The sequence below is a fragment of the Nakamurella sp. PAMC28650 genome (genome assembly GCF_014303395.1).
Taxonomy (GTDB): domain Bacteria; phylum Actinomycetota; class Actinomycetes; order Mycobacteriales; family Nakamurellaceae; genus Nakamurella.
This window is the reverse complement of sequence record NZ_CP060298.1, coordinates 117,296-141,622: the sequence shown is the minus strand read 5'-3', so window position 1 is coordinate 141,622 and position 24,327 is coordinate 117,296. Positions and strand designations below refer to the sequence as shown.

Below are 24,327 nucleotides of genomic sequence, written 5' to 3'. Positions count from 1 at the left end.
TCCTGCGCTCGTCGGCAACGCTTTCAGGCCGCCAGCTTGGGCACCTCGTCCGGATGCGGCGCCTCGCCCGGGCGGCGCGGTCCGGTCTCCACGACGACCATGGCCACCAGCATCAATCCGCCACCGACCGCGATCCGCCAGGTCAGCGGTTCGTGCAGGAAGGTGATCGAGAACAACGCCGCCCAGCCGGGCTCGGTCGACATGATGATGGCGGCGCGCGAGGCGGCCAGATGCGCCTGCGCCCACGACTGGACGATCATCGCGATCGCCCCGGAGATCACGGCCATGTAGAGCAGGGCCGTCCAGTCGAAGGCGTCGCCGGGGAGCGTCAGGCCGCCCGGATCGGCGATGGTCGCCGCGACCAGGCTGACGAGCCCCACGCAGACGATCTGGACCACGGCGAGACCGAGAGCGGTCCGGGCGGTCGACCAGGCGCCGAGACCGACGATGTGCAGGGCGTAGATCACCGCCGAGACGAGCGTGATCGCCTCGCCGAAGCCGAGATGGAATCCGGTCAGCGCCAGGATGGCCAGGCCGGCGCTCGCCAGCACCGCGCCGAGCCAGACCCGACGGCCGATCGCGGTGTGCAGCAGGACGGCCGCGCAGATCGGGGTGAGCACCACGTACATGCCGGTGATGAACCCGCTGACACTGGCCGACGTGTGGGCCAGGCCGGTGGTCTGGACGATCTGCGCGATGCCGTACGTGACACCGAGGATCGCCCCGCGGACCAGGGACTGCCGGGTCAGGCCGCGGACCGCCCGCTGGAACACCAGCAGCATCAGCACGCCGGCGATGGTGAACCGGATGGCCAGGAAGTTGAGCGGTGTCATCCGCTCCAGCAGGCTCTTGGTCAACGGAAAACTGGAGCCCCAAGTGGCCGCGACGGTCAGCAGTCCGACCAGCGCCAGTCCGGTGGATCGGCTGGAGGAGGCGGGGCTACCGGCGGTGGACACGACTTGCGATGCTCCCAGAGGTGACCGTACGGGCGCGAACCCTGGTCGCGACGTGGTCACGATACGGGTGCGCTCGTGCAGCGGCGGCCCCGCACGGCAGGCGGTAGGGAACAATGCGAGACCCGGGGAGGACGTGTGCAACCCCACGACCGAACTGATCCGTCTGACGTGCAGGAGGTTCCGCGTGGGACCAGAGGAGGATGCCGCATTCTCCGTGTACGTCACCGCGCGACGCGATCATGTCAGGCGGACGGCGTATCTGTTGTGCGGGGATTGGCATCGGGCCGACGACCTCACGCAGATCGCCTTCGTCAAGCTGTACGGGGCCTGGGAGCGGATCCGCGACCACCGCGCCCTCGACTCCTACGTCCGGACGTGCGTGGTGCGGGCGACGGTCGACGAGTCGCGTCGTCCGTGGCGTCGGGAGCGGGCCGTCGAGGTACTGCCGGAGACGGCTGATTCGTTCGACATCTCGAGCGTCGTCGCCGACCGCGAGATGGTCGCGCAGGCGTTGGAGCGGGTGCCCGCGGGTCAGCGGGCCACGCTGGTGCTGCGGTACTTCGAGGGACTGGACGTGGCCGAGGCCGCGGCGGCGCTGGGATGCTCGGAAGGAAATGTGAAGTCGCAGACGGCCAGGGGGCTGGCCGCGCTGAAGAAGGCGTTGCAGGACGTAGGCGAAACAGGAAATCGACGAGGAGGTGACGAGCGATGACGGACGACCTGCCCCCGGCCGACTCCGTGCGCGACGGCGACGAGGGGATCTCGGCCGCCGACGAGCGGGCGGTGAACGACCTCTTCGCCTCCCTCGTGGCCGACGCCCCTGCTTCGGAGGTCTCGCCGTTGGACGTCGTCCGGCTGGGTCGGCGCGCGGCGCGCGACGCGCTGGACACCAGGATCCGCCGGTTCAAGGTCCTGCGGAATGTGTTGGTGGCGGCGGCCTTTGCTGCGCTGGTGGTGCTGATCGTCCCGCACCTGGGGTCCGGTTCCTCCTCCTCGACCGCGGCGAGCAGTGCCGGTGCGGCGTCGGTCCCTGCGGCTGCGGCTTCCGCCGTCCGGCAGCCGGCCGGGTCTGCGCCGGCGCCGCAGCAGAGCGGTGCTGCCGTGGCCGGTGGTGGTGCGGCGGGCAGTGCCGCGTCCGATGGTGGTTCGTCGGGCGGTGCGGCGGCCGGCAGTGCTCCGGCCGGCAGCGCGGCGGCCGCTGGGTCCGACGGGAGCAACGGCGGGTCGACGAGCGCGGCCGCCGGCTCCACGAGTGCTGCCGCAGCGTCCGCAGCGATGACCTCCGGTGCCCCGGTCGCTGCCCCTGGCGCTGCGCCCACCCCGGACAGCGCAAAGGCCCTCAGTGCGTCCAGTTCGGCTGCTTCGGCTGCCGGCCGGTCCGGTCCGGTCACCCCGGGTACGGAGTCGGTCGTCCCGTGTCCACCGCTGACGGCCCGATCCGTCGGGGCGGTCAGGTCCGCTTTCCCGGCGGGGTACCTCGGACCGGCCGCGGCCGGCTCCGGCTGCCGGACCGCCGGGGCCGGGGCCGGTACCGGCGCGTCGCTGGCCTTCGCCGCGCATCCGGCCGCCAAGCTGACGGTGACCGCAGTCAGAGCCGCTCCCGGCGCCTGCCGGCCAGTGGGTTGCGAGCTCCGCTCGGGCACGACCGACGTCTACGAAGCGGTCCCCGCCGGGCCGTCAGGAGGGATCCGGGTCTGGGTCTACGGCAACGGCGACGAGGTGATGCTCGGGACGAGTGGGACCTTCGCCGGTGCACCGAGCGCCGAACAGCTCGTCGCCGCCGGACGGGCCGTGATCAGAACCCTCGGCTGAGGGCCGTCTGCGCGGTCCCGGCCGGCGCCGCGCCGGCCGCACGTCGTCAGCGACCGGCGCCGGAGCCTGGGACAATCGGGCACGTGACTTCCGTCGTGACGCCCTCGGCCAGCTCCGCACCGACCCCCAACGTGCTCGCCGGGCGGTACGCCTCGCCCGAGATGGTGGCGATCTGGTCACCGGAGAACAAGATCGTCGCCGAGCGGCGGTTGTGGCTCGCGGTCCTGCGCGCGCAGTCCGGCCTCGGTCTCACCGTGGCCCCCCAGGTGATCGCCGACTACGAGGCGGTGATCGGTGATGTGGACCTGACGTCCATCGCCGCCCGCGAGCGGATCACCAAGCACGACGTGAAGGCCCGCATCGAGGAGTTCAACGCCCTGGCCGGCCACGAGCAGATCCACAAGGGCATGACCAGCCGCGACCTGACGGAGAACGTCGAGCAGTCCCAGATCCTGCAGGCCACCCGGCTGGTGCGCGACCGGACCGTCGCGCTGCTGGACCATCTGGGCCGCAGAGCCGCGGAGTACGCCGAACTGGTGATGGCCGGCCGCTCCCACAACGTGCCGGCCCAGGCCACCACGCTGGGCAAGCGGTTCGCCTCGGCTGCCGACGAAGTTCTGCTGGCCTACCAAAGGATCTCGTCACTCCTGGAGCGATACCCGTTGCGCGGCATCAAGGGCCCGATGGGTACCGCGCAGGACATGCTCGATCTGCTCGGCTCGGCGCAGGCGCTCGACCAGCTGGAGGCCCAGGTGGTCGCCGAGGTGGCGGGCCCTGGCACGCCGGTGCTGACCAGCGTCGGCCAGGTCTACCCGAGATCGCTGGATTTCGAGGTGGTCTCGGCCCTGGTGCAGTTGGCCGCCGGCCCGGCGTCACTGGCCACCACCATCCGGCTGATGGCCGGGGCCGAGCTCGCCACCGAGGGTTTCCAGCCCGGCCAGGTCGGGTCGTCTGCGATGCCGCACAAGATGAATGCCCGTTCCTGCGAACGGGTCTGCGGCCTGGCGGTGGTCCTGCGGGGCTACTCCTCGATGACGGCCGAGCTCGCCGGTGCCCAGTGGAACGAGGGCGACGTCTTCTGCTCCGTGGTCCGCCGGATCGCCCTGCCGGATGCGTTCTACGCGATCGACGGTTTGCTGGAGACCTTCCTGACGGTGCTCGAGGACTTCGGCGCCTACCCGGCCGTCATCGAACGCGAACTGCAGCGCTACCTTCCGTTCCTGGGCACCACGAAGGTGCTGATGGGCGCCGTCAGGGCGGGCGTGGGCCGGGAGCGGGCCCACGAGGTGATCAAGGAACATGCGGTCGGCGTGGCGCTGGCCATGCGGGAGTCGGGCCAGGCCGAGAACGACCTGACCGCGCGGCTCGGTGCGGACGAGCGCCTGCCGCTGAACGGGGCGCAGCTCGATGCACTGCTGGCCGACCCGCTGTCGTTCACCGGCATGGCCGCGGCCCAGGTGACCGCGGTGCTCGCCGAGATCGCCGTGGTGACGGCCGAACACCCGGAGGCGGCGAAGTACTCGCCCGGCTCGATCCTGTAGGTGGTCCGTCCGGAGCTGTTGCCCGTCCGGAGCCGTGATGGACTGGTGTGATGGACAACGACCCGATGAGCGGCAACCCACTGGCCGAAGCATCCCGCCTCCCGTTCGGACTGCCGCCGTTCGAGCAGGTACGGCCGGAGCACTTCGCGCCCGCGTTCGAGGCGGGCATGACGCAGCAGCTGGCCGAGATCGCGACGATCGAGTCCGACCCGGAGCCGCCGACGTTCGACAACACCCTGGTGGCCCTGGAACGGTCCGGGCGTCTGCTGGCCCGCACCGAGAACCTGTTCTTCAACCTGGTCTCGGCCGCGTCGACACCCGAGATCCGGTTGGTGGAGAAGGAATTCGCGCCGCGATTGACCGAGCACGGTGACCGCATCCGGCTGAACACCGCCCTGTTCGCCAGGATCGATGCCGTCTACGATCGCGCCGACGAACTGGCGGGGGAGGACCGCGCGCTCCTGGACCGCTACCACCTGGACTTCGTGCTGGCCGGCGCGAGGCTGGATGCCGTCGGTCAGCAGCAGTTGCGCGAGATCAACGGGCGGCTCTCGCGCCTGTCCACCCAGTTCCAGCAGAACCTCCAGGCGGCCACCGAAGCGGCCGCACTGGTGCTCACCGACGTGACCGAGCTGGACGGCTTGAGCGTCCAGGAGATCGCCGGTGCGGCCGCCGAGGCCACCGCGCGGGGCCACGATGGCGCCTACCTGATCCCCCTGATCCTGCCGTCGAACCAGCCGCTGATGTCGACGCTGAAGAACCGCTCGGTACGCCGCCGGCTGTACGACGCGTCGACCACCAGAGCCTCCGCCGGCGAGTGGGACAACTCCGCGTTGGCCATCGAGATCGCACACCTGCGGGCCCGCAAGGCCGTCCTGCTCGGATTCCCCACCCATGCCGACGCCACGGTGGCCGATCAGACGGCGAAGACCAGTGCCGCCGTGGACGACATGCTGGTGGAGCTCGTCGAACCGGCGGTGGCGCGGGCGCAGGGCGAAGCGGTCATCCTCACCGACCTGGCCGCTGCCGACGGGGTGCAGCTCGCACCGTGGGACTGGCCCTACTACTCGGAACAGGTTCGCGCCCAGCGGTATTCGGTGGACACCGGGGCGCTGCGGCCCTACTTCGCCCTGGAGAAGGTGCTGCACGACGGGGTCTTCTTCGCGGCGACGCAGGTCTACGGCGTCACCTTCGAATCCCGGCCGGACCTCGTCGGCTATCACCGCGACGTGCGGGTCTGGGAGGTCAGGAACGCCGACGGCAGCTCGATCGGGCTCTACCTCGGGGACTACTTCGCCCGGGAGGGAAAGCGCGGCGGGGCGTGGATGAATTCGTTCGTCGAGCAGTCCGGCCTCTTCGGCGACAAGCCGGTGGTGGTGAACAACCTCAACGTCACCAGGCCCGGCCCTGGCAGCCCGGCGCTGCTGAGCCTTGACGAGGTCGAGACCCTCTTCCACGAGTTCGGCCATGCGCTGCACGGGCTGTTCTCCGACGTGCGGTATCCCCGCCTCTCGGGCACCAGCGTGCCGCGCGACTTCGTCGAATTCCCCAGCCAGGTCAATGAGATGTGGGCCATGTGGCCGCAGGTGCTGGCCAACTACGCCGTGCACGTCGAGACCGGCGAGGTGCTGCCGCAGGCGGTGGCCGATGCGCTGGAGGCGGCGCGTTCGTGGGGTCAGGGGTTCGGCGAGGTGGAGTATCTGGCCGCCACCCTGCTGGACCAGGCCTGGCACCGCACCCCACCGGAGCTCGTCATCGACGATGCGGCGGCCTTCGAGACGGCAGCGCTGGAGAATGCAGGCCTGGCGATGGATCTCGTACCCCCGCGCTATCGGTCCACCTACTTCCAGCACATCTTCGCCGGCGGCTACTCGGCCGGTTACTACTCCTACATCTGGTCGGAGGTGCTCGACGCGGACACCGTCGAATGGTTTCGCGAGAACGGTGGCATGACACGGCGCAACGGCGACACCTTCCGCACCGAGCTGCTGTCCAAGGGCGGGTCGATCGATGCGCTGGCGGCCTTCCGGGCAGTGCGCGGGCGGGACGCCGAACTGGGCGCCCTGCTGCGGAGACGGGGCCTGGTCAGCAGCTGACCCCGGCTCCGGCGAGGTTCCGCTACCCTGCCTGCGTGGCCACACTGAGCGACTACCCGCACCTGGCGTCGGGCAAGGTCCGCGACCTCTACGAGGTGGACGACGAGCTGCTGCTGATGGTCGCCAGCGACCGGATCAGCGCTTTCGACCACATCCTGCCGACGCCGATCCCGGACAAGGGCCGGATCCTCACTGCGATGAGCATCTTCTGGTTCGAGCTGCTCGCAGACCTTGTCCCCCATCACGTGGTGGCGGTGGAGGACCCCCGGATCCCGGCCGACGTTCGCGGACGGGCCCTGCTGGTCCGCCGACTCGCGATGGTGCCGGTGGAATGCGTGGCCAGGGGCTATCTCACCGGCTCGGGGCTGATCGACTACCGGGCCTCCGGCGCCGTCTGCGGCGTTGCCCTGCCGCCGGGCCTGGTGGAGTCCTCGAAGCTGGAGACGCCGATCTTCACGCCGGCCGCCAAGGCCGAGCTCGGTGCGCACGACGAGAACATCACCTTCGAGGCGGTCGTGACGATGGCCGGCGTCGACCTGGCCAACCGACTGCGGGACGCCACCCTCGAGATCTACTCGGCCGCGGCCGAGCACGCCGCCGGTCGGGGAATCATCCTGGCGGACACCAAGTTCGAGTTCGGGTTCACCGGGGGACAGACCGGGCCCCTGATCCTGGCCGACGAGGTGCTGACCCCCGATTCGTCCCGGTTCTGGCCGGCCGAGGGATATCGGGCCGGACACAGCCAGCCGTCCTACGACAAGCAGTTCGTCCGTGACTGGCTCACCTCGCCGGAGTCCGGGTGGGACCGCGCCTCGGACCAGCCGCCGCCCCCGCTGCCGGCCGACGTGGTGGCCGCCACCCGCGACCGTTACCTCCAGGGCTACGAGAGGGTCTCGGGCCGTTCCTTCCAGGACTGGATCGGCTGAACGTCGCAGCGGGGCCCGGCCTTCGGGCGGTGCCGACGGTAGGCCCGCCCGCCGAGACCGGCGACGAGGGCGAGCGACACCAGCACCAAGGCGGCCAACTGGGCCGCCGGTGCGAAGGTCAGCTGCGCGGCGCGGCCGATCACGAAGCCGGAGTCCAGGAACCAGCAGATCCATGCCGTGGCCAGGCCGCCGGCCCAGCTGGTCAGCGATGCGACGACCGCGATCACCAGCCCCAGCGGGATCAGGGCGAGCAGGGGGTGATGGGTCGAGTGCAGGGCGACCGCGACGATGGTGGCCGCGATCGCGCCGGCGAATCCGACTCCCGAGGCGATCCCCGACGGCATCGGCGCAGGAGCAGGCCCAGGGGTCGTCAGGTCGCCGTCGGACATGATTCCAGTGCAGTCCGGTGCAGACGCCCGGCCAAGGTGGGCCGGACAACCTTGACGGCTGCGGGTGAAATCTTGACGGCCTGTTGACGGGCCCGTCCCACGGTTCGGTCCCTTGGTTCGGTCCCTCGGAAGGGGCTATACCACTTCGAAGGGACCGAATCAGGCGCGGTGCAGGGCGGCGCCGAGGAAGGCCATCTGCTCGGGAGCAACCCTGGTCATGTAACGGAACGTGTGCGCCCCGCCCGACATGGCGCCGGCCGGCGCCGGTTGCAGCAGGCCGCGCATGGCCTTCGCCTGCTCTGCGAAAGGATCGTCGACGCCGCAGTCGATCAGGACCTCGATCCCGGCCAGCTTCCCGGGGTCCGTCCTCGGATCATTGGCGCGGAAGTCCGCCTCGCTGTCGTAGGAGCCGGCCGCGGACGACGCATAGTCGGCGAAGATCGCCGGGGACACCGCGGCGACGGCGGCCACCCGACCGGCCCCCAGCAGGCCCCCGATCAGCAGGGCGCCGTACCCGCCCATCGACCAGCCGGTCACTCCGATCCGGTCGGTCCGCAGCCCGTGCCGGGCAGCGATCGGCAACAGCTCGTCGGTGATCATGGTCAGCGGATCGTCGCCGTCCGCGCGCTTGTGCCAGTACACGGCGTGGCCGCCGTCGACGGTGACCAGGGCGAACGGTGGGACTCCAGCGGCCACCGCCGCGGCCAGGTACCGGTCGTAGTGCAGGCTGTGGACGGCATCGGTGTGGTCGACGTCCCTGCCGTGCAGCACCAGGGCCATCGGCAGCGTGTTGGTCTGCCCGGGCGGTCGCAGGATGGAGTAGCCGACGGTCGTTCTCCGCGCCGCCGAGGCGAAGGTACCCGAGGCCATCGGTCCGGGGTCGATCTGCGGGACGGTCCCCCCGCCCCCGTCCCAGCCGAGATCGGCGTCCAGCCGGGCGCGCCCCGGCACGATCCCGGCCTCGACGAGCCCCACCCCTGCGCCGGCCGCGAGCACCAGGGCACCGGCCCCGCCGAACAACGCCGTCCTGCGATTGATCCCCATGGGTGGAGGACGCTTGGAACGTCCTCCGGTTCGGTCCCCTGGACGTGGCATCACCACGTCGAAGGGACCGAATCAGAGCGTCGTCGACGGACAGCATTCTCGATCTGGTCGATCACCTCCTCCGGGCGTTGGGTGAGGTCGAACCAGGTGAACCTCAGGACGATCCAGCCGGCCCCGACGAGCAAGTTCTGGCGGACCCGATCGCGCTGGAAGCGGTCGGGTTCGTGATGCCAGGCCCAGCCGTCCACCTCCACGGCGACACCCTCGTCCAGGAAGGCAATGTCCGGCCGGATGACGTGGCCGCCGATGCTCACGCGCGCATTGACCTTCCAACCGGAGAGGCCGGACCTCCTCAGCAGCCTGAGGAGGAGTCGCTCGCTGATGGCTGCAGCCCCATCCGCCGCGGCATGCAACAGCCGGCCGGCGGCCGGTGAGCCGTTGGCGCCCAGGTTCCGCTGGTGGGCGGCTTCGAGGTCCGCGAGCTGCAGACGGCGCTGGAGTGCGCGGTCCAGCATCGCCGCTCCGGCGGGACCCAGTGCGACCGCACCGTCCAGCGCACTCAGGGCGAGCCCGGTGACGTGAACGCCCCGATGGACGGCTCGATCGTTCGGTGGGAGGTTTCTGCGCACGACACGCGCCTGCGGCCTGGACCGGCGGTGACCTGCCCGCGGAACGGTGACCTCGATCAACCCGGGTGGCTGGTCTGTCAGCCCCCACCACCACGCGGCGGTATGACCGCTGACACTGCTGCCGCTTCCTGCCCACAACGATGCTGCGCGGACCCACACCGAGGTCGACAGTTCGTGCTCGGTGGACCGATAGACCTCGGGATGGATCGTGACCCAGTCGTCCCGATCGAGTCGCGTCCTGATCTGGGCCACCGTCATACCGGCAGCCAGCGCCTGGTCCCGACCGATCAGTCCCTCCTGCCGCGCGATCAGCGGTCGGATCTGAGCAGGGAGCCTGGGCACAGCCACAGCCTGGCCCACCAGGCGCTTTGGTCCGCCGGCTTGTCCACATCGTGCTGATCAGGTCCTTTCAAGGTGGCTGTGCCACTCAGAAGGGACCGAAATCGAGGGCGAATCGAACCCTATAAACTGGGCCCGTTCACACACCTGGAGAAGGGACCACCGCCGTGGCGCGCGTGGCAGTCGATGTCGTCATCAAGTCCGAGATCCTCGATCCGCAGGGCAAGGCCATCCTCGCCGCGTTGACCCGCACCGGTCACCCGGGCATCAGCTCGGTCCGTCAGGGCAAGCACTTCGATCTCGAGGTCGACGAGACCGTCACCGACGAGGATCTCGAGGAGATCGCCGGGCACCTGCTGGCGAACCGCGTCATCGAGGAGTGGACCGTCACGCGCCTGGCCGAAGACCCGGGAGCGCAGAGCAGGTGACCGCGCGGATCGGCGTCATCACCTTTCCCGGGACCCTCGACGACGTCGACGCGGCCAGAGCGGTGCGCTACTCCGACGCGGAGGCGGTGCCGCTGTGGCACGCGGACGCCGACCTCAAGGGCGTCGATGCGGTGGTGGTGCCCGGCGGCTTCTCCTACGGTGACTACCTGCGGGCCGGCGCCATCGCCGCGCAGACGCCGGTGATGAGATCCGTCGTCGAGGCGGCCGGTGGCGGCCTGCCGGTGCTGGGCATCTGCAACGGTTTCCAGGTGCTGTGCGAGGCCGGTCTGCTGCCCGGCGCGTTGGTCCGCAACGCCGGACTCAAGTTCCTCTGCCGCGATCAGTGGCTGCGGGCCGAGAACACCGAGACCGTCTGGACCACCAGGTACGAACGCGGTGCCGAGATTCTCATTCCGATGAAGAACGCCGAAGGCCGTTACGTCGCAGCCGAATCCGTGCTGGACGAGCTGGAAGGCGAAGGGCGCGTGCTGTTCCGGTACGTCGGTGGCGCGCATCCGGACGTGGCCGCCAATCCGAACGGTTCGGCCCGCGACATCGCCGGGATCTGCTCGGCAGACGGCCGGATCGCCGGCCTGATGCCGCATCCCGAGCACGCGATCGACCCGCTCACCGGCCCCACGGACGACGGGCTCGGCTTCTTCCTCTCCGTCGTCGACCATCTCCTGGGAGTTTCCGCGTGACCTTCGCGCCAGCCGCATCCAATCCGCCCGGTTTCGTCCAGGACACGGTCGCGATCGCCCTGACCAGCCCGGACGAGGTGCAGCCGTACGCAGCGCTCGGGCTCACCGGCGAGGAGTACGTCTCGATCCGCGAGATCCTCGGCCGCCGCCCGAGTGCCGCGGAGCTGGCGATGTACTCCGTCATGTGGTCCGAGCACTGCTCGTACAAGTCGTCGAAGGTCCACCTGGCGTACTTCGGCACGACCACCACACCGGAGATGAAGTCCAAGATGCTGGCCGGCATCGGCGACAACGCGGGTGTGGTCGACGTCGGGGGCGGCTGGGCCGTGACCTTCAAGGTCGAGTCGCACAACCACCCGTCCTTCGTCGAGCCCTACCAGGGTGCGGCGACCGGCGTCGGCGGCATCGTCCGCGACATCCTGGCGATGGGCGCCCGCCCGGTCGCCGTGATGGACCAGCTGCGTTTCGGGCCGGCCGACGCCCCGGACTCCCAGCGGGTCGTGCACGGTGTCGTCGGTGGGGTCGGTGGCTACGGAAACTCGTTGGGGCTGCCCAACATCGGCGGTGAAGTCGTCTTCGACGCGTCCTACGCCGGCAACCCGCTGGTCAACGCCGGCAGCATCGGCGTCCTGCGCGCGGCCGACCTCTACACCGCGCAGGCCAGCGGCGCCGGCAACAAAGTCGTCCTGTATGGGTCGCGCACCGGCCTGGACGGCATCGGCGGTGCGTCGGTGCTGGCGTCCACCACCTTCGACGGAGAGGATTCGAAGGCGGCCCGCAAGAAGCTGCCCAGCGTGCAGGTCGGCGATCCCTTCGCCGAGAAGGTGCTGATCGAGTGCACGCTCGAGGTCGTCGCAGCGCGTCTGGTGGTCGGCATCCAGGACCTCGGTGCGGCCGGCCTGGCCTGCGCCACCTCGGAACTCGCTGCTGCCGGGGACGGGGGAATGTCGGTCGACCTCGACCAGGTCCCGTTGCGTGCCGAGGGGATGACGGCCGTCGAGATCCTCTCCAGCGAATCGCAGGAGCGGATGTGCGCCGTCGTCGCACCCGACAAGGTCGAGGCCTTCCTGGCGGTCTGCGCCAAGTGGGAGGTGGAGGCCGACGTCATCGGCGAGGTCAACGACACCGGCCGGCTGGTGATCACCCACCACGGCGAGGTCGTCGTCGACGTCCTGCCGCGGACCGTCGCCCACGACGGCCCGGTGCTGAACCGTCTCGTGCAGCGCCCCGCCGCCCAGGACGCATTGCAGGCCAACACTTCCGCCTCGCTGCCCAGGCCGGGCCGGGACGAGCTGGGTGACCTGGTGCTGACCATGATCGCGTCGCCGAACCTGTGCAGCCGGGCCTGGATCACCGACCAGTACGACCGCTACGTCCGCGGGAACACCGTGCTGGCGCAGCCGAGCGACTCCGGCATCATCCGCATCTCCGACGATTCGGACCGCGGCGTGGCCATGTCGACCGACTGCAACGGCCGCTACACGATGCTCGACCCCTACACCGGCGCGCAGTTGGCGCTGGCCGAGGCCTACCGCAACGTGGCGACCACCGGTGCGACGCCGCTGGCCGTCACCGACTGCCTCAACTTCGGTTCGCCCGAGGACCCCGGCGTGATGTGGCAGTTGAGCCAGGCCATCCACGGCATCGCAGACGGCTGTGCCGTGCTCGGGATCCCCGTCACCGGCGGCAATGTCAGTCTCTACAACCAGACCGGCGGGACGGCGATCCTGCCGACGCCGGTGGTGGGTGTGCTCGGCGTCATCGACGACGTCCGTCGCCGGATCATCCCGGGGATCGGCCACGACGACGGGGAGACGCTGATCCTGCTGGGTGAGACCCGTGACGAGCTGGACGGTTCGGAGTGGGCGAACCTGATCCACGGTCACCTGGGCGGCCTGCCGCCCAGGGTCGATCTGGAGGCGGAGCGACTGATCGCCGACATCCTGCTGGCGGGTTCGCGCGACGGCATGGTCTCCGCCGCCCACGATCTGTCCGAGGGTGGGCTCGCCCAGGCGGCCGTCGAGATGTGCCTGACGGGCGAGACCGGTGCGCGCCTTGTTCTTCCGCTCGGCCTTGACCCGTTCGTGGCATTGTTCTCCGAATCCTCGGCCCGGGTGCTGGTCGCCGTGCCGCGCACCGAGGAATTGCGCTTCACCGAGATGTGCACGATGCGGCAGCAGCCGTGGGCGAAGGTCGGTGTGGTCGACGCCCACAACCCGGAGGGTAAGTTCCTGGACATCCAGGACGTGGCCAAGCTGGCGTTGGATGTGCTGCGAAAGGCCTGGCAGGGAACGCTTCCGGCGATCTTCGGATAGGTCGGCATGGTGCTCACCGAGGTCTGCGTCGAGTCGGCGGCCGGCGCCCGCGCCGCCGCGCAGGGCGGCGCCGATCGGATCGAACTGTGCGCGGCGCTCGAACTGGGTGGGATCACGCCGTCGGCGGGCCTGATCGAGGCCGTCGTCGACGTGATCTGCACGCACGTCCTGATCCGTCCGCGTGGTGGCGACTTCCACTACGACAAGCACGAGATCCGGGTCATGGCCAAAGACATCGAATACGCCATCGACCGCGGTGCCGAGTCGGTGGTGGTCGGTGCGCTGGACGGGGACGGCGGTGTGGACCTGCCCGCGATGGTTCGGCTCCTCGGCGCAGCCGGTGATGTCCCGGTGACCTTCCACCGTGCCTTCGACTCGGCGCGAAACCCGTTGGCGGCACTGGATGATCTGATGGAGCTCGGCGTCGACCGACTGCTGACCTCCGGCGGCAAACCGACCGCGGAGCAGGGCATGGTGCAGATCGCCGAATTCGTGCGGCGCTGCGGTGACGATCTCCGGGTGCTGGCCGGCGGTGGGGTCGATCCTGGCAATGCGGCCGCGATCGTCGACATCACCGGGGTACGCGAGATCCATTTCTCGGCCAGGGTTCCCGCCGAGACGAGGTCTCGAAATGCAGTACCGGTCGGTCCGATGGACGACAGCCCCCGTTTTCAGACCTCGGCCGGCCTCGTCAGGGCGACGATCGACGCGCTGAGCCGGAGTTCGGCCGGGCCGCCGGGCTGAGCGCCCCACCCAGGATGTCCCGCACGCCTTCGGCGGCCAGCCGATGCCACACCCAGAACCGCCGCAGCATCGCGTGTCCGGCCCAGGGCAGCATCTGCTGGGTCAGGACGGCCGTGGAGTTCGCCACCCGCGTCACCCACGGATCGGTCGTCCGCGGAGGGATCACCCGGTCACGACCGCCCCTGATGACCACGACCGCCCGGCCCTGGAGTTGCCTCGTCGGCTCGTCCGACGGTGCCCACGGCTCCAGCAGCACCACGCCGGTCACATCCGGGTCGCCGCCGGTGAGCAGGGCGACCCGGCCGCCCATGGAGTGGCCGACCAGGACGATCGGCAGTCCGGGGTGACGCTCCCGGATGGTGTCCAGCGCCCAGCGGGCGTCCCGGAGCGCCGTCGCGCCGTCGCCGTTCCAGCCGCGGATCGAGAACTTCAGCCGATAGACGGCCGCGGACGGATTCCGGCGGGCGGCGGCCTTCGCGAACGGAGCCATCCGGATCACCGCGACGTTGCGCCAGCTGGTGGGCTTGAAGGAGTCGGTGCCTCCGCCGTGCAGGACGAGGACGGCTGCGCTCGCGGCGCCCGGAGACGAGGTGGGGGACAGGGCTGCTCCGTCGGGCGAGTTGATCACCGTGGTGATTCTCCGCCGCCGTACCGCGGGATGGGTGTGACGTGTCCCGCCCGGACCTCGCGGATGGCTAGGCTCCCAGGTCATGGCCAGGCGAGCGGTGAGCACGGCGGAGGCCGGTAGCGCACTCGCGCAGATCCAGGAACTGCCGGTCGACGACGAGGGATCGTTGGTCGCCGACCGGGCCCTGATGAAGGAACTGGTCCGGTCAACGCTCGTGTTCTTCGGGCAGCAGCACCCCGGTCGATCGGTCGAGGTCAGGGTGCCGCCCCACTCGGCGATCCAGGCCTTCGAGGGCATCCGGCACACCAGGGGCACGCCGCCCAACGTCATCGAGATGGACGGTCCCACCTGGTTGGCACTGACCGTCGGGAGGCTCGCCTGGGTGGACGCCGTGGCGTCCGGGCGGGTGCGTGCCAGCGGTACCAAGGCGGACCTGAGCAGCTACCTGCCGCTCGCGCCGGGGTGAGCCACTTCGGTCACGATCGGGCCGAACTGCAGAGTTCAGCAGGTAGCATGGGGTACCGCTGTTCCCTTTGCTTTTCACCAGCAACGAGCGCCTTCGACAGGAGCACGGTTACGTGGGTACCGGTCAGTCACCGACCACATCCAGTCCGACGAACCTCCGCCCGGACAGTGATGGGCCGGTCGGCTCGTCACTCCTGGATCCTGAGATGGACGCAGCGCAGGACCAGGGACCCAAGGAGGAGTGCGGCGTCTTCGGTGTGTGGGCACCCGGCGAGGAGGTCGCGAAGCTCACTTACTACGGGCTGTACGCGCTCCAGCACCGGGGCCAGGAGGCGGCCGGCATCGCCGTCGCCGACGGCAGCGAGATCGTCGTCTTCAAGGACCTCGGCCTGGTCTCCCAGGTCTTCGACGAGCAGACCCTGCAGGCACTGAAGGGTCACATCGCCGTCGGGCACTGTCGTTACTCGACGACCGGCTCCGGTAGCTGGGAGAACGCGCAGCCCACCTTCGCGACCACCTCGGTCGGCTCCGGTATCGCCCTCGGGCACAACGGCAACCTGGTGAACACGGCCGAGCTGTCGATCCAGGCCCAGCGGCTGACCGGCCGGGCCGCGAAGTCCAAGTCCACCACCGACTCGGACATCGTCACGCGGTTGCTCGCCGAGGCGGCCACCGACATCGGCATCGAAGCTGCTGCGCTCAAGCTGTTCCCGACGCTCCGCGGGGCCTTCAACTTCGTCTTCTGCGACGAACACACCCTCTACGCCGCGCGCGACGCGCACGGCATCCACCCATTGGTGCTCGGCCGCCTGGACCGCGGCTGGGTCGTCGCGTCCGAGACCGCCGCCCTGGACATCGTCGGCGCGTCCTACGTGCGCGAGGTCGAGCCTGGCGAGCTGCTGGCCATCGACGAGGACGGCATCCGCAGCGAGCGGTTCGCCTCCGCCGAGCCCAAGGGTTGCGTCTTCGAGTACGTCTACCTGGCCCGTCCGGACACCAGCATCTCCGGCCGCGGCGTGCACGCCACCCGGGTGGACATCGGCCGCCGGCTGGCCCAGGAGTCGCCGATCGAGGCCGACCTGGTCATCCCGACACCCGAGTCCGGCACCCCGGCGGCCATCGGGTACGCCCAGGAGTCCGGGATCCCCTACGGACAGGGCCTGGTGAAGAACGCCTACGTCGGCCGGACCTTCATCCAGCCCTCCCAGACGATCCGGCAGCTCGGCATCCGGCTCAAGCTCAATCCGCTGCGCGACGTGATCCGCGGCAAGCGCCTGATCGTCGTCGACGATTCGATCGTCCGCGGCAACACGCAGCGCGCCCTCGTCCGGATGCTGCGCGAGGCCGGCGCCCTCGAGGTGCACGTCCGGATCGCGTCGCCGCCGGTGCGCTGGCCGTGCTTCTACGGGCTGGACTTCGGCACCCGCGCCGAACTCATCGCCAGTTCCGGCGAGGTCGAGGACGTGCGTCGCTCGATCGGCGCCGACACCCTCGGCTACATCTCCCTCGAATCGCTCGTCGCGGCTTCCGAGCAGCCGCGCAACCGGCTCTGCACGGCCTGCTTCTCCGGTGAGTACCCGATCGACATCCCCGATCAGGTCGGCAAGCACGTCCTGGAGGGCATCGCCAGGGGCGTCGTCGGCGAGCACGCCGTGAACGGGCACGTCAACGGATCCCAGGGTGCACTGAGTCGTCCCTGACCCGGGTGCCGTCCCTGACCCGGGTGCCGACCCCGGTGCCGTCCCGACCCGGTGTCCGTTCGCGGATCCTGATCGGACCTGATTGAACTGAACTGAAGTGGAGACTTCTAGAACTGTGAGTAACGAAGCGCCCGGGCATCATCGTCATCCGATCGGTTCCGGAGCCACCTACGCCGGGTCCGGAGTCTCGATCGCCGCCGGTGAGGAAGCCGTCGACCTGATGAAGCCCTTCACCGAGAAGACGCATCGCCCCGAGGTGATGGGCGGCATCGGTGGATTCGCCTCCTTGTTCCGTCTCCCGATCAATCGTTACCGGGAGCCGGTTCTGGCGTCGTCCTCCGACGGGGTGGGCACCAAGTCCGCCATCGCGCAGGCGCTCGACGTGCACAACACCATCGGCATCGACCTGGTGGCCATGGTCGTCGACGATCTGGTCGCCTGCGGCGCGGAACCGCTGTTCCTGCAGGACTACATCGCCTGTGGCCAGCTCGAACCGGAGCGGATCGCCGCCATCGTCTCCGGCATCGCCGACGGCTGCGTCAAGGCCGGTTGCGCGCTGGTCGGCGGCGAGACCGCGGAGCATCCCGGGTTGATGGCTCCGCAGGACTACGACCTGGCGGCGACTGCGGTCGGCATCGTGGAGGCGGACGACATCCTCGGTCCCGACCGCGTGCGGCCCGGCGACGTGCTGGTCGGCATGGAGTCCTCCGGCGTGCACTCCAACGGCTACTCCATGGTGCGACACGTGCTGCTGGACATCGCGCGGCTGTCGCTGGAGGGCCATGTCGAGGAGTTCGGCCGAACGCTGGGCGAGGAGCTGCTGGAGCCGACCCGGATCTACGCGCTCGACTGCCTCCGGCTGGCCCGCGAGGCCGACGTCCACGCCTACGCCCACATCACCGGAGGCGGGCTGGCCGGCAACGTCGCCCGGATCATCCCGCCCGGCCTGACGGCAGCCATGGACCGCCGCACCTGGAACCCGTCGCCGGTCTTCGGCTACATCGCCGGCCACGGCCGGGTGCAGCGCGAGGAGATGGAGAAGGCGTTCAACATGGGGATCGGCATGGTCGCGGTGATCGGCGCCGACGACGTGGACCGTGCGATGGCCGTGCTCACGGCCCGTCATGTGCCGTCGAAGGTGCTCGGCACGGTCGAGCGCACCGGCCACGACCAGCCCCGCGCCACCCTGAGCGGCGATCACCCCCGCTTCTGACGCGTCCCGGGCCCCGGCTCGGTGTGGATCAACGTCCTTGGCGTGGATCAACATCGCACGCATGGACGAAGTTGACGACTTCTGTCCCACCGATCCCAAATGCGCAATGTTGATCCATGCAGGATCGTGCTGATCGGCTAGGTTCTGGTCCATGAATCCACGCTGGGCCCGGCCGTTCTTCGCCCTCACCGCCGCCTGCGTCCTGATCGGGGTCGTGGTGCAGCTGATCGTCTCGGCCAACGACGAATCGGTGTTCGGCGGAAGCGCAGCGGGTCGGGCCTTCAACATCTTCGCGTTCTTCACGGTGCAGTCGAACGTCATCGTCGGGGTGACGTGCCTGATGCTGGCCATCCGCGTCGATCGCAGTTCGACCGTCTTCAAGGTGTTCAGGCTGATCGGCGTCGTCGCGATCACCGTGACGGGCATCGTCTTCCACGTCGTGCTCAGCGGGTTGCTGGACCTGGACACCTGGGCCCAGGTCGCCAACCAGTTCCTGCACACGGTGGTGCCGATCCTGGCGTTGGTCGGGTGGCTGACGTTCGGGCCGAGGGGCCTGACGTCCGGATTCGTGGTGCGCTGGACCGTCGCCTTCCCGCTGCTGTACATGGTCTTCACGGCTGTGCGGGGCCCATTGGCCTCGGACTGGTACCCCTATCCGTTCGCCAACGTGCACGACCTCGGATACCTGCGGGTGGCGGTCAACGCCCTCTGGATCACGCTGCTGTTCATCGGGCTCGGAGCCGGCGCGAACGCCCTCGACCGGGTGTTGGTGGGGGCCAGGAGCAGGTCCGTCGAAACCGCCGACGTCTGACGCTCACTCCCGGCGCGCGATCCCGCAAACACCGTTACTGCAGTAGTTCGGTGCCCGAGTACAGGCACCGAACGACTGCAGTAACGACAGTTGGCGACCACACCCTCGGGCGACCCGGCCATCAGTCAACCCGGATACCAGCCCACCCGGCCGTCAGATCATCAGGCGGGCAGTCGTCAGCCAGCCTGGTCACTGCTGGAAAGATCAAGCGGGAGAAGCAGATCAGCGACGTGCAGAGCCGTTGGCGTACGAGGTCGCCGGGCCTTCGTCATCGTCGTCGTCATCCACGATGTACTTGGCATACAACGAGGACTCGTCTTCCTCGCTCTCGTCCTGGACAACAGGAGCCGGTCGGTGAACCGGGATCCCGCGAAGTTCCTGAGTCAAAGCATTCGGGTCGAAAGAGGATTCGTGATACTTCAAATCCCGGGCAACCTTCGTTTGCTTTGCCTTCTGACGGCCTCGCCCCATGAGCGGACCCCCTTGCACGTTAAAGCGGGGCGGCCTGTCGGCGGCCCCGGCATCTGTTGTCAGTCGTAGCTCGATCGTACAGGTTCGCTGCTCCCGCTCCCACCCACGCGGCCGCGACAGATGGGTCTCGTGGCGGCAGGGTCAGAAGACCCCGGCTGCGAGTTCGCTGGTGCCGACCTGGCGGCCGCCGCCGAGAACGACGCCGGTCCCCAGTTCGTCCAGCAGAGCGGACTCCAGGCCCAGCATCCGCAGGCCGGCGACCAGCACCGGCATGCGGCCCCGATCGCTGCCGTCGATGATCTTGACCGCGACCGTCCGGCCGTCGGGCAGCGCTGCGCAGTGCACGCCCTCCGCCCCACCCTTGACCAGCAGTCCGCGATGAGCCTGCATCAGACGTGTGTCCTCGCGGCCGGTACCGCCGACCATCTCCGGAAACTCCCGCATGGCATGTGCAACAGCGTGTTCCGCCGTCCCGGGCGCAGCGGCGTTGACCCGGCCGAAGGCCCTGGCCAGGCCGGTCAGCGAGATCGCGAACAGCGGGGCGCCGCACCCGTCGATCCCCACCGCGGACGGCTCCTCCTCCGCCAGGCGTGCCACCTGATCGCGGACCGACAGCTGGAGCGGGTGGTCGGTGGCCAGGTAGGTGGCCGTGTCCCAGCCGTGCTCCACGCACGCAGTCAACATGCCCGCGTGCTTGCCGGAGCAGTTCATGTAGATCTTGCTCGGGGCCCCGCCGGCCGCGAGCACCTGGTTGCGCGCCGTCTCGTTCATGGGCAGCGCGTCGGGGCAGCCCAGATCCGACTCGCCGAGCGACACGCGCTCCAGCATCGAACGCACCCTGGACGTGTGTATCGCCTCGCCGGAATGGGAGGCGGCCGACAGGGCCAGATCGGCGCCGTCGAGCTGCGCGCCGGCCGCCAGCATGGCCACCGCCTGGAATGGCTTGTTCGACGAGCGGGGGAAGACCGGCGCGTCGACCGGACCCCGGGCGTGCAGGACCGAGCCGTCGGTGTCCACCACCACTACGGATCCGTAGTGGCTGCCCTCGTGAAAACCGGAGCGGATCACCCGCACCAGTTCGACCGGTGTGCTCATCAGTGCTGTCGACCTCTCGTTGGTTCCAGTGCTGTCATGGGGTGCCCAGAAGCCGTCGGGCCGCCGCGGAGTCCAGTGGGGCGCGGCCGGCGATCCGGGCCAGCCCGCTGGCCCGCGCGACCAGCGCGGCGTGGTCCTTGACCGCGGCGGCGACCCTGACGTGGCCGCCGGCGGCCAGCGTCGCGAGCAGGACCGGCAGGGCCGCGGGACCGGCGCCGCAGATGCTGACGCCGGCCGGATGCATGGCCACCACCCTGGCCACCTCGGCGACCAGGGCGGGTAGGTCCGTCGTCTGCTCCAGATCGACGTCGGCAAAATCCGTGCCGATGACGTCCAGTCCCGCCACGTGCGCATCGCAGGTGACGATCAGGGTCGTCTGCTCGCGCAGCGCCGAGACGGCCACGTCGAGATCGAGCTGGTCCGCCGGAAGGTGCAGGCGGGTGGCCCCGACCTGTTCGGCGTCGATGGCCGTCCGGAGCAGGTGGCCGATCGGGCCGGCCGCCGGCGCGACGGTGATCAGCGTCCCGGCCGGAGCAGGCGGAGCAGGCGTCCCAGGCGGAGCGGGTACCTCAGGCACCCAGCACCATCCGGAACACATCGGGATCGATGTTGCCGCCGGACACCACCGCGACGGCGTTCCCGTCGGGCAGTCGGGACCGGTGGTGCAACCAGGCGGCGACCGGAACCGCGCCGGAGGGCTCCGCGACCAGCCGCGCTTCGAACGCGAGTCGTCTGGTGGCGTCGATGATCTCGTCCTCGCTCACCGTGATGATGTCGTGGACCTGGTTGCGGATGTGCTCCCAGGGCAGCTCGCCGACGCTGAACGTCCGGAGGCCGTCGGCGATGGTCCGGGCCGTGTCGGCCGGGGCCCAGGCCTTTCGTTCACCGCTGCGGAAGGAGTCGGCGGCGTCACCGGCGAGTTCGGGCTCGACACCGATCACCTTCACGTCCGGACGCAACGCAGCCAGGGCCGCCGCGATGCCCGAGATCAGTCCCCCTCCGGAGATCGGCACCAGCACCGTCGTCAACGGCCCGGTGAAGTCGGCGGCTATCTCCAACCCGATGGTGCCCTGCCCGGAGATGACGTTGCGGTCGTCGAACGGGGCGATCATCGCCTTTCCGGTCTCGGCGACCAGTTCGGCCGGGCGGCTGAATCGCCGCTCCACCGGCACCAGTTCCACGGTCGCCCCGAGAGCGCGGGTCGCCTCGATCTTGCGCGCCGGTGCGTTCTCGGGGATGACGATGTGGGCGTCGACCCCGAACATCCTGGCCGCGTACGCCACCGCCTGGGCATGGTTGCCGGAGGAGTGCGCGATCACGCCCCGCGATCTGACGTCCGGCGCAAGGCGGGACATCGCCGTCATGGCTCCACGGATCTTGAAGGCTCCGATGGGTTGCAGTCCTTCGGGTTTCAGCCAGAGTCCCGGCCACGGCGATGCCAGCAGGGGAGTGCGGACGGCGACTCCGGCGATCCTCGTTGCGGCGTCGGTGATTTCGTCGATCGAGACCAGCTGCATCAACGGCGCCGGATATCGGTGAACGTGCGGCGGTCGACGGCCGACTGCGGGGGGCCGGCCGGAGCATCCTCCGCCAGGTCATCCGGATCGACGGCGGCGTCGACCCCGTCGGCCAGCAGCGGGGTGCCCGGCGGGAGGGAGCGCTTGATCATCGCCAGTGCGATCGGTCCGTCTTCGTGGTGATGGGCCACCGTCCCGACGCGCCCGACGACCCGCCCGTCGGCGGTCGTCACCGGCGCACCGGTCTCCGGCAGCCGGTCGGCCGAGCCGTCCAGGTGGAGCATCACCAGCTTGCGCGGCGGCCGACCGAGGTTGTTGACCCTGGCGACGGTTTCCTGGCCGCGGTAGCAGCCCTTGTTCAGGTGAACGGCCGAGAGCAGCCAGCTGACCTCGTTCGGGATCGTCCGGTCGTCGGTGTCGACGCCGAGCCGCGGCCGGTGGGCGGGGATGCGCAACGCCTCGTGGGCCCAGCTGCCCGCCGGACGGGCTCCGGCCGCCATCAGGGTCGCGGCGACGTCAGCCAGCTCCGGCCGCGGGAGGAACAGATCGACCCGGTCGTCGACGCGCCTGACGAACCCGCCCCCGGGAAGGGGGGCAGCGGTCCCGGCCGTCAGATCCGCCCCGGGCAGACCGGCCGCCGAGAGGACGTCGACCGTGGTCGGACCGAGCAGGCCGACCTGGGCCAGGTCGACCCTGGCCACCTCGACCTCCGACCAGAAGATCATCATCTGCAGGTACTTCAGCAGGGCCTCGGCGGTCATCGGTTCGGTGTCGAGGTAGGTGACCTCGGCCAGCTCGGTGACGCCCATGTGGTGTTCGACGTGACCGTTGGGGGAGAGCACCAACGCCTGGGTGACCCCGCCGGCGGGTAGATCGGTGAGCAGCTGGCTGGTCAACGTGTTCAGCCAGGTCAGCCGGTCAGGACCGGAGACGGCGATGACGCCGCGGTGGGACAGGTCGAAAAGGGCCGTGCCACGCACGGCGGCGCGCTGTTCCCCGACCGGATCGCCGTAGTGCCAGGCCACACCCGCATCCGGTGCCTCGGCGTCGCCGCTCGCGACCGCATCGGGGAAGGAGAGCAGGGGAGATCGGTAGGAAGTCGCCACCCACCCATCGTAGGCGCGCTTCCCCGCGGCCGATTCTCGCCGGTGCGGCCCAGGTCACACCCTGCTGATTGCGCGCTGAGCCGTTCGGGGCGGCATGATCTGCAGATCATGGCAGGTGACGACGAAGTCAACCATCGGGATCGAGCCTGGGCGGGCGCCCTCACGGCGCTGCAGAGCCCTCCCGTCTTCAACGGTTCGGGTATCACGCCGTACGTGGAGCTGGACCGCGACCAGTGGGCGTCGCTGGCGAAGGCGACTCCTCTCCCGATGACGGAGCAGGAACTGGAGCGGATTTCCGGCCTCGGCGACCCGATCGACCTCGCCGAGGTCGACACGATCTACCGCCCGCTGTCCCGGCTGCTCAACCTCTACGTGGCCGGGACGGGCGAGCTGCACAAGGTCACCTCCACCTTCCTGGGCGAGCAGGCGTCGCGGACACCGTTCGTCATCGGCGTGGCCGGGTCGGTCGCCGTGGGCAAGTCGACCACCGCCAGGGTGCTGCGCGAGATGCTCGCCCGCTGGCCGGACACGCCGCGGGTGGAGCTGGTCACCACCGACGGATTCCTCTACCCCAACGCGGTGCTCGAGGAGCGGGGCCTGATGGCGCGCAAGGGTTTTCCCGAGTCGTACGACCGGCGGGCGCTGCTTCGGTTCGTGGCCGAGGTCAAGTCGGGAGCCGCCGAGGTGCGTGCCCCGAAGTACGACCACCTGACCTACGACATCCTCACCGACGACGAGGTCGTCGTGCACCGGCCGGACGTGCTGATCGTCGAGGGCCTCAACGTGCTGCAGCCGGCGCGCCTGGATGACGAGGGCCGCAGCGCGCTCGCCGTCAGCGACTTCTTCGACTTCTCCATCTACGTGGATGCCGAGACGCCGGACATCAAGCGCTGGTACACCGATCGATTCCTGAGCTTCCGGCACGGCGCGTTCTCCGATCCGGACTCGTTCTTCGCGCGTTTCGCGGTGGTGAGCGACGAGAAGGCCGTGGAGCTGGCCGGTCAGTTCTGGGACAGCATCAATGCACCCAACCTGGTGGAGAACATTCTTCCCACCCGTGGCCGCGCCAACCTGGTGCTGACCAAGGGCCCGGATCACGCGGTGACGAAGGTTCGTCTGCGCAAGCTCTGATCGACCCCGCGCCGACCCCGCGCCGACCCAGCGGGGGGGCCGGTCGGTACGGGGTGGCTTGCCGCAGCCCGGAGGAGCCGACTACGGTTTCCCCGTCACGGTGTTCGGGAATCCGGTGTGAAACCGGAGCGGCCCTCGCCACTGTCAGCAGAAGCAAGTTGGGTTCTTCTCGCCACTGGATCTCACGGTCCGGGAAGGCGAACCCAGCCCCGGTCCTCGTCCGGGGTCTGCGAGCCAGGAGACCGGCCATGACGCTGCTGTGTCCTGTCC

At 69.7% G+C, this 24,327-nt stretch carries 24 protein-coding genes and 1 riboswitch; of the genes, 14 read left to right on the top strand and 10 right to left on the bottom strand.

Annotated features, from left to right (window positions below; translation table 11 throughout):
• Window positions 1-23: 23 nt before the first annotated feature.
• A complete protein-coding gene (locus H7F38_RS00595; protein ID WP_187092410.1) occupies window positions 24-956 on the bottom strand; it encodes a DMT family transporter in 933 nt (310 codons plus the stop codon).
• A gap of 184 nt (window positions 957-1,140) precedes the next feature.
• Between H7F38_RS00595 and H7F38_RS00590 the strand changes: the two genes are divergently transcribed.
• The 5 genes from H7F38_RS00590 (at window position 1,141) to H7F38_RS00570 (ending at window position 7,331) form a co-directional block, all read left to right on the top strand.
• Complete coding sequence (locus H7F38_RS00590) at window positions 1,141-1,668, top strand: SigE family RNA polymerase sigma factor (RefSeq protein WP_187092409.1); 528 nt, start codon at window positions 1,141-1,143, stop codon at window positions 1,666-1,668.
• Window positions 1,665-2,768, top strand: a complete 1,104-nt coding sequence (locus H7F38_RS00585; protein WP_187092408.1) for a hypothetical protein — start codon at window positions 1,665-1,667, stop codon at window positions 2,766-2,768. Before H7F38_RS00590 ends, H7F38_RS00585 begins: the two co-directional genes overlap by 4 nt.
• Window positions 2,769-2,929: 161 nt before the next feature.
• Window positions 2,930-4,309, top strand: coding sequence for an adenylosuccinate lyase (purB, locus tag H7F38_RS00580; protein WP_187094388.1), 1,380 nt, complete (start codon window positions 2,930-2,932; stop codon window positions 4,307-4,309).
• A 50-nt stretch (window positions 4,310-4,359) separates the two neighbouring features.
• Window positions 4,360-6,405, top strand: coding sequence for a M3 family metallopeptidase (locus tag H7F38_RS00575; protein ID WP_255498189.1), 2,046 nt, complete (start codon window positions 4,360-4,362; stop codon window positions 6,403-6,405).
• Window positions 6,406-6,440: 35 nt separating this feature from the next.
• Window positions 6,441-7,331 (top strand): phosphoribosylaminoimidazolesuccinocarboxamide synthase, encoded by an 891-nt coding sequence (locus H7F38_RS00570; RefSeq protein WP_187092407.1) that lies wholly within the window; start codon window positions 6,441-6,443, stop codon window positions 7,329-7,331.
• Here the strand turns inward: H7F38_RS00570 and H7F38_RS00565 are convergent.
• From H7F38_RS00565 to H7F38_RS00555, 3 genes are all read right to left on the bottom strand, one after another.
• The gene (locus H7F38_RS00565; RefSeq protein WP_187092406.1) at window positions 7,286-7,720 is read right to left on the bottom strand and encodes a hypothetical protein; all 435 of its coding nucleotides are present in this window, start codon (window positions 7,718-7,720) and stop codon (window positions 7,286-7,288) included. The two genes, H7F38_RS00570 and H7F38_RS00565, sit on opposite strands and share 46 nt — an antisense overlap.
• Before the next feature lie 159 nt (window positions 7,721-7,879).
• Window positions 7,880-8,764, bottom strand: coding sequence for an alpha/beta hydrolase-fold protein (locus tag H7F38_RS00560; protein ID WP_187092405.1), 885 nt, complete (start codon window positions 8,762-8,764; stop codon window positions 7,880-7,882).
• Window positions 8,765-8,814: 50 nt separating this feature from the next.
• Complete coding sequence (locus H7F38_RS00555; RefSeq protein ID WP_187092404.1) at window positions 8,815-9,735, bottom strand: DUF559 domain-containing protein; 921 nt, start codon at window positions 9,733-9,735, stop codon at window positions 8,815-8,817.
• A 164-nt stretch (window positions 9,736-9,899) separates the two neighbouring features.
• On the opposite strand from H7F38_RS00555, the gene purS reads away from it, so the two are divergent.
• Genes purS through H7F38_RS00535 form a run of 4 tightly spaced genes read left to right on the top strand, consistent with a single transcriptional unit; the run spans window position 9,900 to window position 13,920 of the window.
• A complete protein-coding gene (gene purS / locus H7F38_RS00550) occupies window positions 9,900-10,160 on the top strand; it encodes a phosphoribosylformylglycinamidine synthase subunit PurS (RefSeq protein ID WP_187092403.1) in 261 nt (86 codons plus the stop codon).
• Complete coding sequence (gene purQ, locus H7F38_RS00545) at window positions 10,157-10,861, top strand: phosphoribosylformylglycinamidine synthase subunit PurQ (RefSeq protein WP_187092402.1); 705 nt, start codon at window positions 10,157-10,159, stop codon at window positions 10,859-10,861. The genes purS and purQ overlap by 4 nt, the downstream gene beginning before the upstream one ends.
• Window positions 10,858-13,176, top strand: coding sequence for a phosphoribosylformylglycinamidine synthase subunit PurL (gene purL / locus H7F38_RS00540; protein WP_187092401.1), 2,319 nt, complete (start codon window positions 10,858-10,860; stop codon window positions 13,174-13,176). Before purQ ends, purL begins: the two co-directional genes overlap by 4 nt.
• 6 nt (window positions 13,177-13,182) lie before the next feature.
• Window positions 13,183-13,920, top strand: a complete 738-nt coding sequence (locus H7F38_RS00535; protein WP_187092400.1) for a copper homeostasis protein CutC — start codon at window positions 13,183-13,185, stop codon at window positions 13,918-13,920.
• On the opposite strand, the gene H7F38_RS00530 is transcribed toward H7F38_RS00535, so the two are convergent.
• On the bottom strand, window positions 13,868-14,548 hold the full coding sequence (locus H7F38_RS00530) for an alpha/beta hydrolase (RefSeq protein WP_187092399.1): 681 nt from the start codon (window positions 14,546-14,548) through the stop codon (window positions 13,868-13,870). The two genes, H7F38_RS00535 and H7F38_RS00530, sit on opposite strands and share 53 nt — an antisense overlap.
• Before the next feature lie 97 nt (window positions 14,549-14,645).
• Between H7F38_RS00530 and H7F38_RS00525 the strand changes: the two genes are divergently transcribed.
• The 4 genes from H7F38_RS00525 (at window position 14,646) to H7F38_RS00510 (ending at window position 18,737) form a co-directional block, all read left to right on the top strand.
• Window positions 14,646-15,014, top strand: a complete 369-nt coding sequence (locus H7F38_RS00525) for a sterol carrier family protein (protein ID WP_370531320.1) — start codon at window positions 14,646-14,648, stop codon at window positions 15,012-15,014.
• 205 nt (window positions 15,015-15,219) lie between these two features.
• A complete protein-coding gene (gene purF, locus H7F38_RS00520; RefSeq protein WP_187092397.1) occupies window positions 15,220-16,713 on the top strand; it encodes an amidophosphoribosyltransferase in 1,494 nt (497 codons plus the stop codon).
• A gap of 115 nt (window positions 16,714-16,828) precedes the next feature.
• Window positions 16,829-17,926, top strand: coding sequence for a phosphoribosylformylglycinamidine cyclo-ligase (gene purM / locus H7F38_RS00515; RefSeq protein ID WP_222618350.1), 1,098 nt, complete (start codon window positions 16,829-16,831; stop codon window positions 17,924-17,926).
• A 151-nt stretch (window positions 17,927-18,077) separates the two neighbouring features.
• A complete protein-coding gene (locus tag H7F38_RS00510; protein WP_187092396.1) occupies window positions 18,078-18,737 on the top strand; it encodes a Pr6Pr family membrane protein in 660 nt (219 codons plus the stop codon).
• Window positions 18,738-18,959: 222 nt separating this feature from the next.
• On the opposite strand, the gene H7F38_RS26340 is transcribed toward H7F38_RS00510, so the two are convergent.
• The 5 genes from H7F38_RS26340 to H7F38_RS00485 all read right to left on the bottom strand — a co-directional run bounded on the left by H7F38_RS26340 (window position 18,960) and on the right by H7F38_RS00485 (window position 22,926).
• Complete coding sequence (locus H7F38_RS26340; protein WP_187092395.1) at window positions 18,960-19,208, bottom strand: DUF3073 domain-containing protein; 249 nt, start codon at window positions 19,206-19,208, stop codon at window positions 18,960-18,962.
• Between the two features lie 141 nt (window positions 19,209-19,349).
• Window positions 19,350-20,303, bottom strand: coding sequence for an asparaginase (locus H7F38_RS00500; RefSeq protein ID WP_187092394.1), 954 nt, complete (start codon window positions 20,301-20,303; stop codon window positions 19,350-19,352).
• A 34-nt stretch (window positions 20,304-20,337) separates the two neighbouring features.
• Window positions 20,338-20,880: a 3-keto-5-aminohexanoate cleavage protein gene (locus H7F38_RS00495; protein WP_222618349.1), complete on the bottom strand. Its 543-nt coding sequence runs from the start codon at window positions 20,878-20,880 to the stop codon at window positions 20,338-20,340.
• Window positions 20,873-21,820 carry a threonine/serine dehydratase gene (locus tag H7F38_RS00490; RefSeq protein WP_187092392.1) on the bottom strand — a complete coding sequence of 316 codons (948 nt, stop codon included), beginning with the start codon at window positions 21,818-21,820 and terminating at the stop codon, window positions 20,873-20,875. Before H7F38_RS00490 ends, H7F38_RS00495 begins: the two co-directional genes overlap by 8 nt.
• Window positions 21,820-22,926: a folate-binding protein YgfZ gene (locus tag H7F38_RS00485; RefSeq protein WP_187092391.1), complete on the bottom strand. Its 1,107-nt coding sequence runs from the start codon at window positions 22,924-22,926 to the stop codon at window positions 21,820-21,822. Before H7F38_RS00485 ends, H7F38_RS00490 begins: the two co-directional genes overlap by 1 nt.
• Before the next feature lie 108 nt (window positions 22,927-23,034).
• Between H7F38_RS00485 and coaA the strand changes: the two genes are divergently transcribed.
• Window positions 23,035-24,057 (top strand): type I pantothenate kinase, encoded by a 1,023-nt coding sequence (coaA, locus tag H7F38_RS00480; RefSeq protein WP_187092390.1) that lies wholly within the window; start codon window positions 23,035-23,037, stop codon window positions 24,055-24,057.
• A 67-nt stretch (window positions 24,058-24,124) separates the two neighbouring features.
• Window positions 24,125-24,323, top strand: a riboswitch (cobalamin riboswitch).
• Window positions 24,324-24,327 lie beyond the last annotated feature (4 nt).